The sequence below is a fragment of the Arthrobacter sp. sptzw32 genome, from assembly GCF_059089735.1.
In genome coordinates this window covers 144,915-157,879 of sequence record NZ_JBNHEZ010000007.1, presented here as the reverse complement: position 1 = coordinate 157,879, position 12,965 = coordinate 144,915, and the positions used below count along the sequence as shown (strand labels likewise).

14 protein-coding genes are annotated in these 12,965 nt (G+C 65.3%); 5 read left to right on the top strand and 9 right to left on the bottom strand.

Annotation, left to right across the window (positions count from 1 at the left end; all coding sequences use genetic code 11):
- Window positions 1–230: 230 nt before the first annotated feature.
- Window positions 231–938: an MFS transporter gene (locus tag AC5RVN_RS14610; protein WP_494138398.1), complete on the top strand. Its 708-nt coding sequence runs from the start codon at window positions 231–233 to the stop codon at window positions 936–938.
- Entirely contained in the window at window positions 830–1,552 is a 723-nt protein-coding gene (locus AC5RVN_RS14605) for an MFS transporter (RefSeq protein WP_494138397.1), read from the top strand. Before AC5RVN_RS14610 ends, AC5RVN_RS14605 begins: the two co-directional genes overlap by 109 nt.
- Window positions 1,553–1,630: 78 nt before the next feature.
- On the opposite strand, the gene AC5RVN_RS14600 is transcribed toward AC5RVN_RS14605, so the two are convergent.
- From AC5RVN_RS14600 to AC5RVN_RS14590, 3 genes are all read right to left on the bottom strand, one after another.
- A complete protein-coding gene (locus AC5RVN_RS14600; RefSeq protein ID WP_494138396.1) occupies window positions 1,631–2,875 on the bottom strand; it encodes a beta-ketoacyl-[acyl-carrier-protein] synthase family protein in 1,245 nt (414 codons plus the stop codon).
- 5 nt (window positions 2,876–2,880) lie between these two features.
- Window positions 2,881–4,494, bottom strand: coding sequence for a peptide chain release factor 3 (locus tag AC5RVN_RS14595; RefSeq protein WP_494138395.1), 1,614 nt, complete (start codon window positions 4,492–4,494; stop codon window positions 2,881–2,883).
- Between the two features lie 190 nt (window positions 4,495–4,684).
- Entirely contained in the window at window positions 4,685–5,776 is a 1,092-nt protein-coding gene (locus AC5RVN_RS14590) for an SDR family oxidoreductase (protein WP_494138394.1), read from the bottom strand.
- Between the two features lie 393 nt (window positions 5,777–6,169).
- On the opposite strand from AC5RVN_RS14590, the gene disA reads away from it, so the two are divergent.
- Window positions 6,170–7,246 (top strand): DNA integrity scanning diadenylate cyclase DisA, encoded by a 1,077-nt coding sequence (gene disA / locus AC5RVN_RS14585; protein WP_494040437.1) that lies wholly within the window; start codon window positions 6,170–6,172, stop codon window positions 7,244–7,246.
- 33 nt (window positions 7,247–7,279) lie between these two features.
- On the opposite strand, the gene AC5RVN_RS14580 is transcribed toward disA, so the two are convergent.
- Window positions 7,280–7,975, bottom strand: coding sequence for a hypothetical protein (locus tag AC5RVN_RS14580; protein WP_494040436.1), 696 nt, complete (start codon window positions 7,973–7,975; stop codon window positions 7,280–7,282).
- Between the two features lie 140 nt (window positions 7,976–8,115).
- On the opposite strand from AC5RVN_RS14580, the gene AC5RVN_RS14575 reads away from it, so the two are divergent.
- Together AC5RVN_RS14575 and AC5RVN_RS14570 are read left to right on the top strand one after the other, a co-directional pair.
- On the top strand, window positions 8,116–9,072 hold the full coding sequence (locus AC5RVN_RS14575) for an HhH-GPD family protein (protein ID WP_494105748.1): 957 nt from the start codon (window positions 8,116–8,118) through the stop codon (window positions 9,070–9,072).
- 69 nt (window positions 9,073–9,141) lie between these two features.
- Window positions 9,142–9,633, top strand: a complete 492-nt coding sequence (locus tag AC5RVN_RS14570) for a hypothetical protein (RefSeq protein ID WP_494040434.1) — start codon at window positions 9,142–9,144, stop codon at window positions 9,631–9,633.
- Between the two features lie 3 nt (window positions 9,634–9,636).
- Here AC5RVN_RS14570 and AC5RVN_RS14565 read toward each other — a convergent pair whose 3' ends face one another.
- The 5 genes from AC5RVN_RS14565 to AC5RVN_RS14545 form a co-directional block, all read right to left on the bottom strand.
- Complete coding sequence (locus AC5RVN_RS14565; RefSeq protein ID WP_494105747.1) at window positions 9,637–9,813, bottom strand: hypothetical protein; 177 nt, start codon at window positions 9,811–9,813, stop codon at window positions 9,637–9,639.
- Between the two features lie 81 nt (window positions 9,814–9,894).
- On the bottom strand, window positions 9,895–10,587 hold the full coding sequence (gene dhaM / locus AC5RVN_RS14560) for a dihydroxyacetone kinase phosphoryl donor subunit DhaM (protein WP_494105746.1): 693 nt from the start codon (window positions 10,585–10,587) through the stop codon (window positions 9,895–9,897).
- Window positions 10,584–11,216 carry a dihydroxyacetone kinase subunit DhaL gene (gene dhaL, locus AC5RVN_RS14555; RefSeq protein ID WP_494105783.1) on the bottom strand — a complete coding sequence of 211 codons (633 nt, stop codon included), beginning with the start codon at window positions 11,214–11,216 and terminating at the stop codon, window positions 10,584–10,586. Before dhaL ends, dhaM begins: the two co-directional genes overlap by 4 nt.
- Window positions 11,217–11,218: 2 nt before the next feature.
- A complete protein-coding gene (gene dhaK, locus AC5RVN_RS14550) occupies window positions 11,219–12,220 on the bottom strand; it encodes a dihydroxyacetone kinase subunit DhaK (RefSeq protein WP_494105745.1) in 1,002 nt (333 codons plus the stop codon).
- A 225-nt stretch (window positions 12,221–12,445) separates the two neighbouring features.
- Entirely contained in the window at window positions 12,446–12,955 is a 510-nt protein-coding gene (locus AC5RVN_RS14545) for an amino-acid N-acetyltransferase (protein ID WP_494105744.1), read from the bottom strand.
- Window positions 12,956–12,965: the final 10 nt, after the last annotated feature.

Sequence of the window (12,965 nt, the reverse complement as noted above, 5' to 3'; positions counted from 1 at the left end):
CAACCGCAGGCTGGAAGGGGCCGCAGCCGTCTGCTGCCCCAGGGGCCAGCACCATGCCCAGAGGGCATGAAGCCAGGCGTAAAGCGTGTTGGACCTGCATCACAGCAACGACCTAAAGTAGGAGGGTCGCTGTGGCTGGCCCCACACTCTCCCCGCCCCGCAGCAGGCCCGGGATCTCTACCCCAAAGGAAATACAGTCAATGACGTCTGTTGACAGTGCTGTCTCGGATGTGGCCACAGCCACAAAGAAGTTCTTCAAACGCGTGCTGCCCATCATGCTGGTCATGCTGGTGTGCAACCAACTGAACCGGTCAAACATCGGCTACGCACAGGACCACCTCCAGGCTGACGTGGGCATCGGCGCCGCTGCGTACGGATTCGGAGCCGGGCTTTTCTTTATCGCCTACGCCATCTTCGAACTTCCCAGCAACGTGATGATGGAAAAGTACGGCGCCAAGGTGTGGCTGGCCCGGATCATGGTCAGCTGGGGCATCGTCTCCTTCCTGATGGCGTTCGTGCAGAACGAGACGATGTTCCATGTCCTGCGTTTCCTGCTGGGCGCAGCCGAAGCCGGGTTCTTCCCCGCCGTCATCTTCTACTTCGCCCGCTGGGTCCCCGCCAGCCAGCGGGGCAAAGCCACCGCAATCTTCATCGCCGGTTCCTCCATCGCTGCCGCGATCTCAGGCCCCATCGCCGGGATGCTGCTCAGCCTCCACGGCGCCCTTGGCCTGCGCGGCTGGCAGTGGCTCTTCGGCTTCGAGGGCGCCCTGTCCGTGGTTGTGGGCTTTACCGTGTTCTTCCTCCTGGACGCCAGAATCGCGGACGCCAAGTGGCTCAACAAGCTGAGAAGACCGCCCTGTCCCGCGCCATCGCCGATGAGGACGCCCAGCACACCGCAGCAGACGGTGGAAAGATCAACCGCTGGAAGATGCTCCTGAACCCGCAGATCCTGCTGCTGTGCGGCATCTACTTCTCCATCCAGCTGTCCATCTACGCCAACACGTTCTGGCTTCCCAGCATCATCAAGCAGATCCCGGGCACCACCGACCTCACCGTGGGCTTCCTGTCCTCCATCCCGTGGGTCTGCGCAGTGTTCGCCATGTACTTTGCCGCCAAGCTGCAGGACAAAGCCAAGTCCAAGCGCCCGCTGCTGGTGGTTGCACTCCTGGTAGCCGCCACAGGTACGTTCGCCGCCGCGGTCGCCTCACCGGTCATGGCCCTGGTCTTCCTGGCCATCGCCGCCATGGGCTTCAAGAGCGCCTCCCCGCTGTTCTGGACCATCCCGCAGTCCGGGCTGCATCCGATGGTCCTGGCTCCGGCCATCGCCATTATCAACTCCTTGGGAAACCTGGGCGGGTTCGTTGCCCCGTTCGGCTTCGGCATCATCAAGGAGCAGACCGGAAGCGTCATCCCCGGCCTGTTTGCGCTGGCAGCGGCCTCCACAGTCGCCGCAGGCCTGGTGTACTTCCTGAAGGAACGCCGCAGCGGAAACGGTGAAGCACTGGAGGCACAGGCAGTCCCAGTGGAGGCACCCGTTCCGAGCCGGGCATAACGCCTTCAAGGACGGGCAGGAATCCTGCCGGCCAACGGATGAAGCCCGGAGCCAGGGAACTGGCTCCGGGCTTTTGCGTTATTTTCCCGTGATTACCAAGGCAACACTGTGCCCGCCAAACCCAAAGGCGTTCACCAAGCCCGCCGGGGCGTTGCCTGGCTGGAGCTGGCGGACGTCTTCGGTGACGACGTTGAGCTCTACCTCGGGGTCCAGTTCCTGGACGTTCAAGGTTCCCGGAAGCATCCCGGTCCGCAGTGCCTCAACCACCACAACGGCCGCGAGCGCACCGGCACCGCCCAGCAGATGGCCGGTATGGCCCTTGGTGGAAGTGACAGGGATATCCGGACCGAAGATTGCGTTGATGGCCTGGCCTTCCAAACGGTCCCCCACCGGCGTGGACGTGGCGTGGGCATGCACAAACCCGATGTCTTCGGCAGCAAGGCCCGCGGAATCAAGCGCCTTCTGCATAACCCGCCGCTGCATGGCAGGATCAGCCGCCACAATGTCATTTGCGTCCGATGTCACAGCGCCGCCTGCCACAGCACCCAACACGGCTGCGCCGCGGGCGCGGGCGTGCTCTTCGCTCTCCAGCACCACCACACCGGCGCCCTCCGCGAGGACAAAGCCGTCCCGGCCGCCATCGAACGGGCGCGAGGCCTGCTGCGGGTCCCCGGAACGGGTGGACAAGGCGCGGATCTGGGAAAAGCCGGTGATCACCAGGTCATTAACCGAAGCGTCAACGCCGCCGGCAATCACGACGTCGGCAGCACCGGAGCGGATCATCTCGGCTGCCTGGACAATCGCCTCCGCCCCGGAGGCGCAGGCGCTGACCGGCGTCCGTGCGCCGCCGCGGGCACCGAGTTCGATCGAGACCCAAGCCGCCGGGCCGTTCACCATAAGGCGGGTGAGCGTGTGCGGTGAAACCTTGCGCGGGCCGGATTCGGCAAGGGTGCGGTCCTGCTCCAGGGTGGACCCGAGCCCGCCGTACGCCGAGCCGATCACCACCGCGAAACGCTCAGGATCCACGTCCGGCGCGCCGGCCTGCTTCCAGGCTTCCCGGGCAGCGATAAGCGCGAGCTGCCCGCAGCGGTCCATGCGCTTCATTTCGCGCGTGCTGAGGTGGCCGGAAAGGTCGGTGGTCACCTGTCCCGCAATTTTCACGGGCAGCTGTTCAGCCCAGGCTTCCCCGAGCGGTCCAATGCCCGACTTGCCGGCCACCATCCCGGACCAGGTTTCGGCCACCGAGGAGCCGAGCGGGTTGATGGTCCCGGCGCCGGTGATCAATGCGCGGGGTTGGACTGCGCTGGGTTGCACTGCGTTCACGGTTCCTACTTTGCGGGGTTGTGGGTGCCGATGGGCACGAGGGTCAGGTCCGGGTGGTTTTTTTCGATCCTGCGAAGGGCCCAGACGTCGTTGAACAGGGCGAGGTACTCGCCGTCGGACCGCAGGAGCACCTCGGCGCCCGGTACGTTGGCGAGCGCGGGCATGGCGTCCGCCGTCGTGATCCTGGCCAAAGAGTAGGGCAGGCGTTCCAGCCGCATGGGGGCACTGAAGTCGTGCGCCATCCGGTCCTCCACCACTTCGAACTGCATGGGTCCGACGGCGGCAAGCACCGGCGCCTGGTCCCCCCGGACGTCGGAGCGGAGCAGCTGGATAACGCCCTCGTGCTCGAGCTGTTCGATGCCGCGGCGGAACTGCTTGAACTTGCTGGGGTCCTTGGACCGGGCCACCTGGAAATGCTCGGGGGCGAACAACGGGATGGCCGGGTATTCCACGGCGTCCTCAAGGTAGAGGCTGTCCCCCACGCGCAGCGAGGAGGCGTTGACCAGGCCCACGACGTCGCCAGGGTAGGCCTCGTCGATCACTTCGCGCTCCCGGCCGAAGACCTGCTGGGCGTATTTGGTGGCGAACGATTTTCCGGTGCGGGTCTGGGTGACCACCATGCCGCGCTCGAAGACGCCGGAGCAGACGCGGATGAAGGCCACGTGGTCGCGGTGGGCTTTGTTCATGCCGGCCTGGACCTTGAAGACGAAGCCGGAGAACGGGGAGGCCACCGGACGCGGCGTGCCGTACACGTCTGGCCGCGGTGCTGCCGGCGGGGCGAAGTCCACCAGCGCGTCCAGCAGTTCCTTGACGCCGAAGTTGAGCGCGGCGGAGCTGAACAGGATGGGGGTGGCCTTGCCGGCGTGGAAGCTTTCGACGTCGAACTCCAGGTTCGATTCGATGACCAGGCCGGCTTCGTCCACAGCGTCGGACCAGTTGCTGCCCTGGCTTTCCGCCGCCTCCTGCGGGGTGAAGTACTCGGTGATGGCGATCTGTGCGCCGGCGTTGTTGCGCTGGAAACGGGCGAAGCGGTCATTGCGGAGATCCCAAACGCCGCGGAAGTCGCCGGATATGCCTACTGCCCAGGTCAGCGGCATGGGCTGCAGCCCGGTTCGCTCGGTGATCTCATCCATCAAAGCAAGAGCGTCCAGGCCGGGGCGGTCCCACTTGTTGATGACGGTGATGATGGGCAGGTTCCGCTGTTTGCAGACCTCGAACAGCTTCATGGTCTGGGTTTCCAGGCCCTTCGCGGCGTCCACGAGCATCACGGCGCAGTCGACGGCGGCGAGCACCCGGTAGGTGTCCTCCGAGAAGTCGGCGTGGCCGGGGGTGTCCAGGAGGTTGATGACGGTGTCCCGGTAGGAGAACTGGAGCGCCGCGGAGCTGATGGAAATACCGCGGTCCTTTTCCATCTGCATCCAGTCCGAGACTGTTTCCTTGCGGTTTGCCTTGCCGCTGGACGCGCCGGCGGTGCCGATCACCTTGGCATGCAGGGCCAGTGCCTCGGTGAGCGTGGACTTGCCCGCGTCAGGGTGGGAAATGACAGCAAAGGTCCGACGCCGGCCCGCCTCTTGGTGAATCTCCGAGATCCGGGCGGGGGTGAGGACATCTTGGGACACGGTGCTACTTTCGGTGCGGTTTTGGGCAAACCCCGTTCACTGCCTCATCAGGCGCGGCTGGGGGCCGGGGAAACGGACTGGCGAACAGCCAAGTTCAAGTTTATCGCAGGGCTGCAAACCGGCGGGGGCGGCGTTCGTACCTTCCATCGCCGCACCCGCCAGTCACCCGGCTCCCGGCCGGCCCACCCGATCAGGGAATGAGGTTCTCAGCCCGGTAGCGGTCAAACAGGGCAGTGAATGCCTCCAGCGTCCGCCGGTACCCGGTGAACCCGGCATCCCGGCTTTTGCCCATGTCCGTGACTACTTCAATATTGCGTCCCAGGTCGCTGTCCGTGTGCCACCAGGACGCGACGCGGTCCAGGTCCGGCTCGATCAGGTTATGGCGCCCGGCAAGTTCCCTCCACTGGTCCCCGCGCCCTGCCATGGTTTGTTCGAGGGGGCGTGGTTCCCGTTCGAACCCTTCCCAGGCCACGCCGAAGTAGGCCGCGAGCTTCGGCCACATCCAGCGCCAGCGGAAGACATCCCCGTTCACGATATTGAACGCCTCGTTGGCTGCTTTCGGCGTGGTGGCGGCCCAGACCATGTGCTCCGCAAGCACGCCCGCCTCCGTCATGTCAGTCAGTCCGTTCCACTGCGTCTCGGATCCCGGGAAAACGAACGGCTCGCCGTTTTCCCCGCAAAGTGCCGCCTGCGCCGCAAGCGTGAGGCCCATATTCATGGCGTTGCCCACCGCGTGCCCGATCACGGTGTGGGCGCGGTGGACGGACCAGGTGAAACCTTGCGCAGCAGCGGCGGCCCAGAGCTCATCCTCCTGCGCATAATAGAAGTTGGCCACCGGCAGGCGTGGCTCCTCCTCGTGGAAGGGCGTATCCGCCATTTCTCCGGCCGCATAGGCCTCAAAAGGTCCCAGGTAGTGCTTGAGTCCGGTCATCAGGGCAACGTGGGCTACGTCCTTGCCTCGGAGTGCCGCGAGGAGATCGCGCACCATACCGGCGTTGACGGTGATGTTTTCCTCTTCGGTGTCACGCCGCGACCATGCTGTGAAGAAGACATGCGAGGGGTTCTCGGGCCCCAGTGCAGCGGCCAATGACGCCGCCGAGGTGAGGTCAGCGGAGAGCCAGCGGACACCGGGGCGCTCTGCTCCGGGTTTCCGGGACAAGGCCAGGACAGCCCACCCCTCCCCTGCCAAATTGTCCACAAGAGCTGATCCGGCGATGCCGGTGGCCCCCACTACCAGCGCCGTCCGCTCCGTGCGGGCTGTTGTTCCTGAGGCTAAATCCATGGTGCTCCTATTGGTCGGTGCTGCCCATGCGGCAAACGAATCCGGTGGGCCGGGCGCCGGTGTGTCGCTGCCCTGCGGGCACGGCCGCTGCCGGGCCGTTGTCGGTCTCTTAGGGACAAGCCACCTGGCCGGGCAGATATTCCTGCAGCTGCTGAGGGTAGTGAACGGAGCGGAAGCCAAAGTACCCACCCGGCCGGCCGCCGTCGGGCGCGTTAATGTACGCTTCCACGGACCCTTCAGTGGGGCACTTTAGGGCATCACCGTGCGGAAGTTGGGTTTTCTTACCCCTATCATTGAGCTTGCGGGAAAATGAGTACTTTTGTTCCTGCCGGCCAAGCGTGAAAGCCGGCATTTCTGCGGGCTGCAACCCGCACCTTTGAAGGGAAACACCTGATGGCGCGGAGCCCCGAAGAATCTTTGAGGGCAACTCTTGCCAGGGTGGCACCCGGGACCCCGCTGCGCGATGGCCTTGAGCGCATCCTCCGCGGCCGGACCGGCGCACTGATCGTACTGGGCTCGGACCGAACCATCGACTCCATTTGCTCGGGCGGCTTCGACATCGGCATTGATTTCTCCCCCACCCGCCTGCGCGAGCTCGCCAAGATGGACGGCGCTATTATCTGCGACAAGGACGCCGGCAACATCCTCCGCGCCGCCGTCCAGCTTGTGCCGGACTCCAGCATCGAAACCCAGGAATCCGGCACCCGCCACCGCACCGCCGAGCGCGTCGCCATCCAAACCGGCGTTCCCGTCATCTCCGTCAGCCAGTCGATGCAGATCATTGCCCTCTACGTGAACGGCCTGCGCCACGTCCTGGAGGGCTCGGAGAAAGTCCTGGCGCGCGCCAACCAGGCCCTCGCCACCCTTGAGCGGTACCGGTCGCGCCTGGACCAGGTCACAAGCTCCCTTTCTGCGTTGGAAATCGAAGCGATGGTGACGGTCCGGGACGTGGCCGTCACCCTGCAGCGGCAGGAAATGGTCCGCCGCATTTCGGAGGAAATCTCCCAGTACGTCCTTGAACTCGGCGAGGACGGCCGTCTCCTTTCACTTCAGCTCGATGAGCTCACCGTGGGCCGCGGCCCCGGAAGCGACGTCATTATCCGCGACTACGCCTCGCCCAACGCCTCCCCCGAGGACATCGAAAAAGCCGTCAGCGCCCTCGTGAACCTCGGGCCTACGGAGCTGATCGACCTCGGCCGGATCTCGGGAATCGTCGGCTTCGCGGGGGGCGAGGCGAACCTTGACGCCGTGGTGCAGCCCCGCGGATACAGGCTTCTTTCGGGGTTGAAGGCAGTTCCAAAGGCCGTGGCGGACCGCCTCGTGGACCACTTCGGCGGGCTGCAATTCCTGATGGCAGCCACGATTGATGACCTGATGACAGTGGACGGCATCGGCGACCAGCGCGCCAGGACCGTACGGGAAGGCCTCAGCCGGATGGCCGAAGCAAGCCTGCTGGACCGCTTCCTCTAAAACCTTCGCGTAACAAGCCCTTTGGAGAACCCGTCAGTTCAGCTGGAAAACCGCCTTGGGGCTGGCTTTGGATCCGAGCTTCGCAGTGAAAATGTAGTACGCCCCGCCGTCTCCTGGTTTGGCTTCCACGGGCTGGCAGCCTTCAACGCTGCGGTTCCGGGACCACGGGAAGTTGGCGGTCTCGCTGGCGCCGGGTGCGATGATTTTCACCAGGTCCTCGCTCTTTGCCTGGCAATCGCGGGACGAGAAGATGCGGTCCGGCCCACTCGTCACCAAATACTCCATCTGAGAGGTCCCGATGTTGACCTCGCAGGGCATGGTGCCGCCATTGGTCACCTTGAGGGTGAGCATCGGGTTTTCCCCGGGCCCGTAGGAGGCCTTGTCCGTGGACGCGGAGACCGTGACCAGGTTCTGGTTGCAGGTGGGTGTGGCTGATGGCGTCGGGGTGGGCGTCGGTTCCGAAGCCGAGCGCGACAGCGACGGTTCCGCTGAGGGGTCAGCTGAAGCCGTCGCGCCGGCGGTTGGGTCCGCTGAGGACGCCTGCTCAGACTTGCCGCCTAAGGCACCGGCCAGGGTGAACCCTCCGGCTACCAGAGCGATCACCATCAGCAGCGCCGCACCGAGGAACAGCCGGCGGCGGCGGTACACGGCCGGGCTCGCCTTATGTACGCTGCTGGAACCGGATGCCGTCGCCCTGCCCTGTGATGCTGAATCGCCTTGCCTGCCCATCCTTCTAGGCTAGAGAACCGGCGCGGATCTGCCTGCCCACCACGCCGCCGCCCTGCCGATGCTCTGGTCACATCCCGTTTCAACGGTGGAGCAGGATCAATTACAGTGTTGGGATCGACACTCCAGCCCCCGCCACAGCAATGCCCGCACTCTTTCCGGCGGGGACGGAACTGCACAGCCTGCACGGCGTGATTAACAACTGGTTCGCGGAAATTGCCCGGGACCTTCCCTGGCGGAAACAGGAATGCTCGCCCTGGGGTGTGCTTGTCAGCGAAATCATGCTGCAGCAGACCCCGGTGGTCCGGGTGCTGCCCGTTTGGAATGAATGGTTGCGGCGGTGGCCCACTCCCGCCGGCCTGGCCGGGGAACCGGCCGGCGAGGCAGTCCGCTCCTGGGGCCGGCTCGGCTACCCTCGGCGCGCGCTGCGGCTGCATGCGGCAGCAGTGGCGATCGTGCAGGACCATGGGGGCCGGGTTCCGGACAACTACGCTGAGCTGCTGGCGCTGCCCGGGGTGGGCAGCTACACGGCGGCTGCGGTAGCTGCTTTCGCCTACGGCCGCCGCGAAACGGTGGTGGACACGAATATCAGGCGGGTCCATGCCCGGCTTGTTTCCGGTGTTGCGCTCCCCGCCCCGGCGCTGACCGCAGCAGAAATGCGGCTCGCCGCCCAGCTCCTGCCGCACGACGACGGCACGTCCGTGCGCTGGAACGCTGCGGTGATGGAACTGGGGGCGCTCGTCTGCACAGCCCGGGCACCCAAATGCGGCGACTGCCCGGTCCGGAATTCCTGTGCGTGGCGGGCGGCAGGGGAGCCGCCGCCGTCGTACATTCCGAAGGGCCAGGCATGGCACGGCACGGACCGCCAGGTGCGCGGCGCCGTGCTGGCCGTACTGCGCGAGGCCGAGGCGCCCGTGCCGCCGGAGATGTTCCAGCGGGAGCCCGCGGACCTTGGTTTTGCGCCCGAGGGAATCGGCGTGCCGCTGGGCGCCCTGCACAGGCTGAATTCCGCTCCGGAGCAGCTGGACCGGGCTTTGGCGGGACTGCTCGCGGATGGCTTGGCGGAACTTCACGGCGGCGGATACCGGCTCCCCGCGTAAGGATAACGATGTTTGTACCACTTAGTCGGGGGCGGCAGAGGTCTTTCCCGCCCGGCCGTACCCTGAAGTATGGGCAAGCGCGTGCTGCTTTTGGCTCTGATGACGACGGCGGGACTTGCCTCTGCTTGCGGCCCCGGTCCCGGCGCCGTCCCCTGCCCGGCCATCGCACAAGCCACTGCCGTCTCGGTGCGTGTTTCGGCCGACTACGCCCCGCGGGTGGCAACGCTGCATCTGCAGGCCTGCCAGGACGGCACCTGCACCGAAGATGACGTGCAGCTCCACCCGGGCAGTGCCTCCATCGACCAGGGCTGCACCCCGGAGGGTGTCTGCTCTGCCACCGCTTCCCCGGATGGCACGAAGTTCGCCACGCTGTTCCTGCAAACCCTCACCGAGGCGCCAATGTCGGTAACGGCAGCACCAGCTGCCCCTGACGGATTACCCCTACCCGTGAAGACCCTGGACTTCCGCCCCCGCGGCGACTACCCCTTCGGAAAGCAGTGCGGCAGGTTCATCACCGCATCCCTGCTGCTCGACGCAGAGGGGCTGCACGAGCAGGCCTGACGGTCAGAACAGCGCCGCTTGGCTGAAGCTTTCTTCGGTACCAGCCTGGTCCGGGCATCCCCCAACCCCTGATTCCGGCAGCCACTCGAAACCCAGCTCAACAAGGAGTTCTTCAACGGACGTCTGCCCCTCCAGCACTTCAATATCCGGGGAATTGTCTTCGAGGTACAGCCGTTCCATGGCATCGAGCATATTCGCAGGAGCGCTTTGCGGTGCCGCTAACACACCGCCCGGGCATCATCCAGGTTGGACCGTGCCGTCCTACGGTTCCCCGAAGCCGGCCTGCACCAGCCCGCCGACGTAGTTGACTGCACGTTCCGCGTCCGTTCCCCACGCTTGGACGTGCAGCACTGAACCCTTGCCGGCGGCCAGCGTCATGAGGGCTGTCATGGACGCGCCGTCAACGCCATTGACCTGGACTTCCGCGTCGAGCGATGAAAGCCCGCCGGCGATTTTCGCGGCTGGGCGCGCATGCATGCCGGCCTGGTTCACCAGCTCAAAATCTCCGGTGTAATCGGGGGCGGGACCGGTGGCAGAACCCTTCCTGCCAAGCAATGCCGGTGTTTCGGAGTACAGGGCAGGGCCGCGGACGGCTTCAGCCGCCCTCTTAACCGTTTGGAGGTCGCCGCCACCCTGGGCGGCGACTGCAGCTGCCACCAGCCCCTCCACCAGGGGCGCGTCCGCCAACACCATCTTTGAGGCGTCTTCCGCAAATTCCAACGCAGACTCGGCTGTCATCACGGCCGAGCCCAGGTCGGTCATGATGACCGCACCATCACCCCCGGCCACCTTGTCCAGCGCGGCAAGAACCTTTTCCAGGCTGGTGCCGATCCTGCCGTCCATGGTGCCGCCCGCTGCCAGCAGCACGACGTCAGGCGCCATCTGCGCGGCAAGCTCCACAGCGCCGTCGGCGATCTTTCCGCTATGGGAGACCACCACAATGCTGACGGTCACGCGGCCGCCTGCACGGCGGCACGGAGGATCAGGGCACTGGAAGCGGCCCCGGGGTCGCGGTGCCCGGTGCTCCGCTCCCCGAGGTAGCTGGCGCGTCCCTTGCGGGCAACCAGTGGATCGGTAGCCACGGCTCCGGCTTCAGCGGCCTCCGCCGCGGCCACCAGGACGGTCAGTGCATCCGGGCTGCTGCCGGCGGCTGCCTGGCTTGCTGCCTCCGCCGCAGGAGTCCAGGCATCCACCATGGTCTTGTCCCCCGGCTCCGCCTTTCCCCGTGCCACTATCCCGTCGCGCGCAGCGGTGAGGGCGCCGGCCCAGGCGGCAGGAGCAATTTCCGCCGCGTCCCCCAGGGAAGTGGCCGCGCGAAGGAACGCCGTCCCATACAGCGGGCCGGCCGCGCCGCCCACCTTTGACATCAGGGTCATGGCGGTCAGCTTCAGCGCGGCTCCCGGGGTTTCCGGGGGGGAGTCGGACAGTTTATCCAAAACAGCCTGGAACCCGCGGTCCATGTTTTCGCCGTGATCAGAATCCCCAATGGCACGGTCCAGCTCGATCAGCTCCACCCTGTGCTCCGCCATTGCCTGCGCGCACAGGGTCAGCCATTTGACCGTCCACACCACATCCAGGACCACAGTCACACGCCCCAGCGCAGGGCCGCCGTGTGCACCGGCGCGTCCCACAGTTCGGTGAGTTCGTCGTCCAGCCGCAGTACCGAGATGGAGCAGCCCTGCATCTCCAGGGCGGTGATGTAATTACCTACGAGGGAGCGTTCGACGGCGGCTCCCCTGTCTTCGAGCACCTGCGCAGCCCTGCGGTAGACGATGTAAAGCTCGCTCAGGGGTGTGCCGCCCATTCCGTTCACGAACAGCAGCACCTTGTCCCCCGGCGCGATTCCCAGGTCGGTCAGTACAGGTTCGAGCAGCCGGTCCGTGATGCCGTCTGCGTTTTCCATCGGGATTCGGTGCCTGCCCGGCTCGCCGTGGATCCCAATGCCGATCTCAATTTCATCCTCGGCCAGGTCGAAGCTGGGCGAACCCGCGTGAGGTACGGTGCACGCGGTCAGCGCGACACCCATGGTGCGGACGTTGCTGTTGACCCGTTCACCTATGGCGGCAACAGCGTCCAGTGCGTCACCGCGCTCGGCAGCAGCTCCGGCGATCTTTTCCACAAGCACTGTCCCGCCCACTCCCCGACGGCCTGCCGTGTAGAGCGAGTCCTCAACGGCGACGTCATCATTGACCAGGACGGTACGGACGTTAACGCCTTCAGCTTCGGCAAGTTCTGCTGCGGTCTCGAAGTTCAAGACATCGCCGGTGTAGTTCTTGACGATGTGCACGACGCCGGCGCCCGAGTTGACCGCGAGGGTCGCAGGGAGGATTTGGTCTGGTGTGGGCGAGGTGAACACCGCGCCGGGCACTGCGGCGTCCAGCATGCCGCGCCCCACAAAGCCGGCATGGAGCGGCTCATGGCCGCTGCCGCCGCCCGACACGAGGCCTACTTTCCCACGAACCGGCGCGTCCTTGCGCGTGATGTAGGTGGGATCGGCACTTACGGTGACGAGATCTGAATGCGCCAGGCCGAAGCCCTGCACGGATTCGTCAACTACCGATTTTGGATCGTTGATGAGCTTTTTCACGGGTGTGCTCCTGGTCTGCTCCTGGAGGATGACATTCCCGACCCTACTACCGGCGTATGGGGAGGCGGTAGGGTTCCCGTCCTGTCGAACGGAGAAAAGGGACAGCCCCCAATGACTGTCCCTTTCCTTGGGCCCCCGCCCTGCCCTCAACAGTTTATCCATTGATTCGAGTAAAAGAAAGCGCAGGTCAGGGCTATTTGTTAGGCATTGGGAAGAAACGGGCGGTTACAGGAATTTGATCATGCGGGTATTTCCCAAGGTATTTGGCTTGACCCTGGCCAAGTCGAGGAATTCCGCCACGCCTTCGTCATGGGACCGGAGCAATTCCGAATACACCATTGGATCCACTGCCGATTGGTCGGCCATTACTTCGAAGCCGTGGCGCTTGAAGAATTCCACCTCGAAGGTAAGGCAAAAAACGCGGGCGACCCCCAGGGCGCGCGCCTCCTCAAGCAGGCTCTCCACCAGGACATGCCCTATGCCTTTTCCCCGCCAGTCCGCCGAAGCGGCAAGGGTCCGCACCTCTGCAAGGTCCTCCCACATTACGTGGAGCGCGCCGCAGCCAATGACTTCGCCGTCCGAGGACTCGGCAATCCGGAACTCCTGCAGGCTCTCGTAGTAGGCCACCGTCTCCTTGGCCATCAGGATCCGCTGCTCGGCCAGCGGCGCCACAAGTTTCTTGATAGCGGAAACATCACCGGTGCGTGCAGGGCGGATATGGAAGGAGTCAGTCACAGAGCAATCC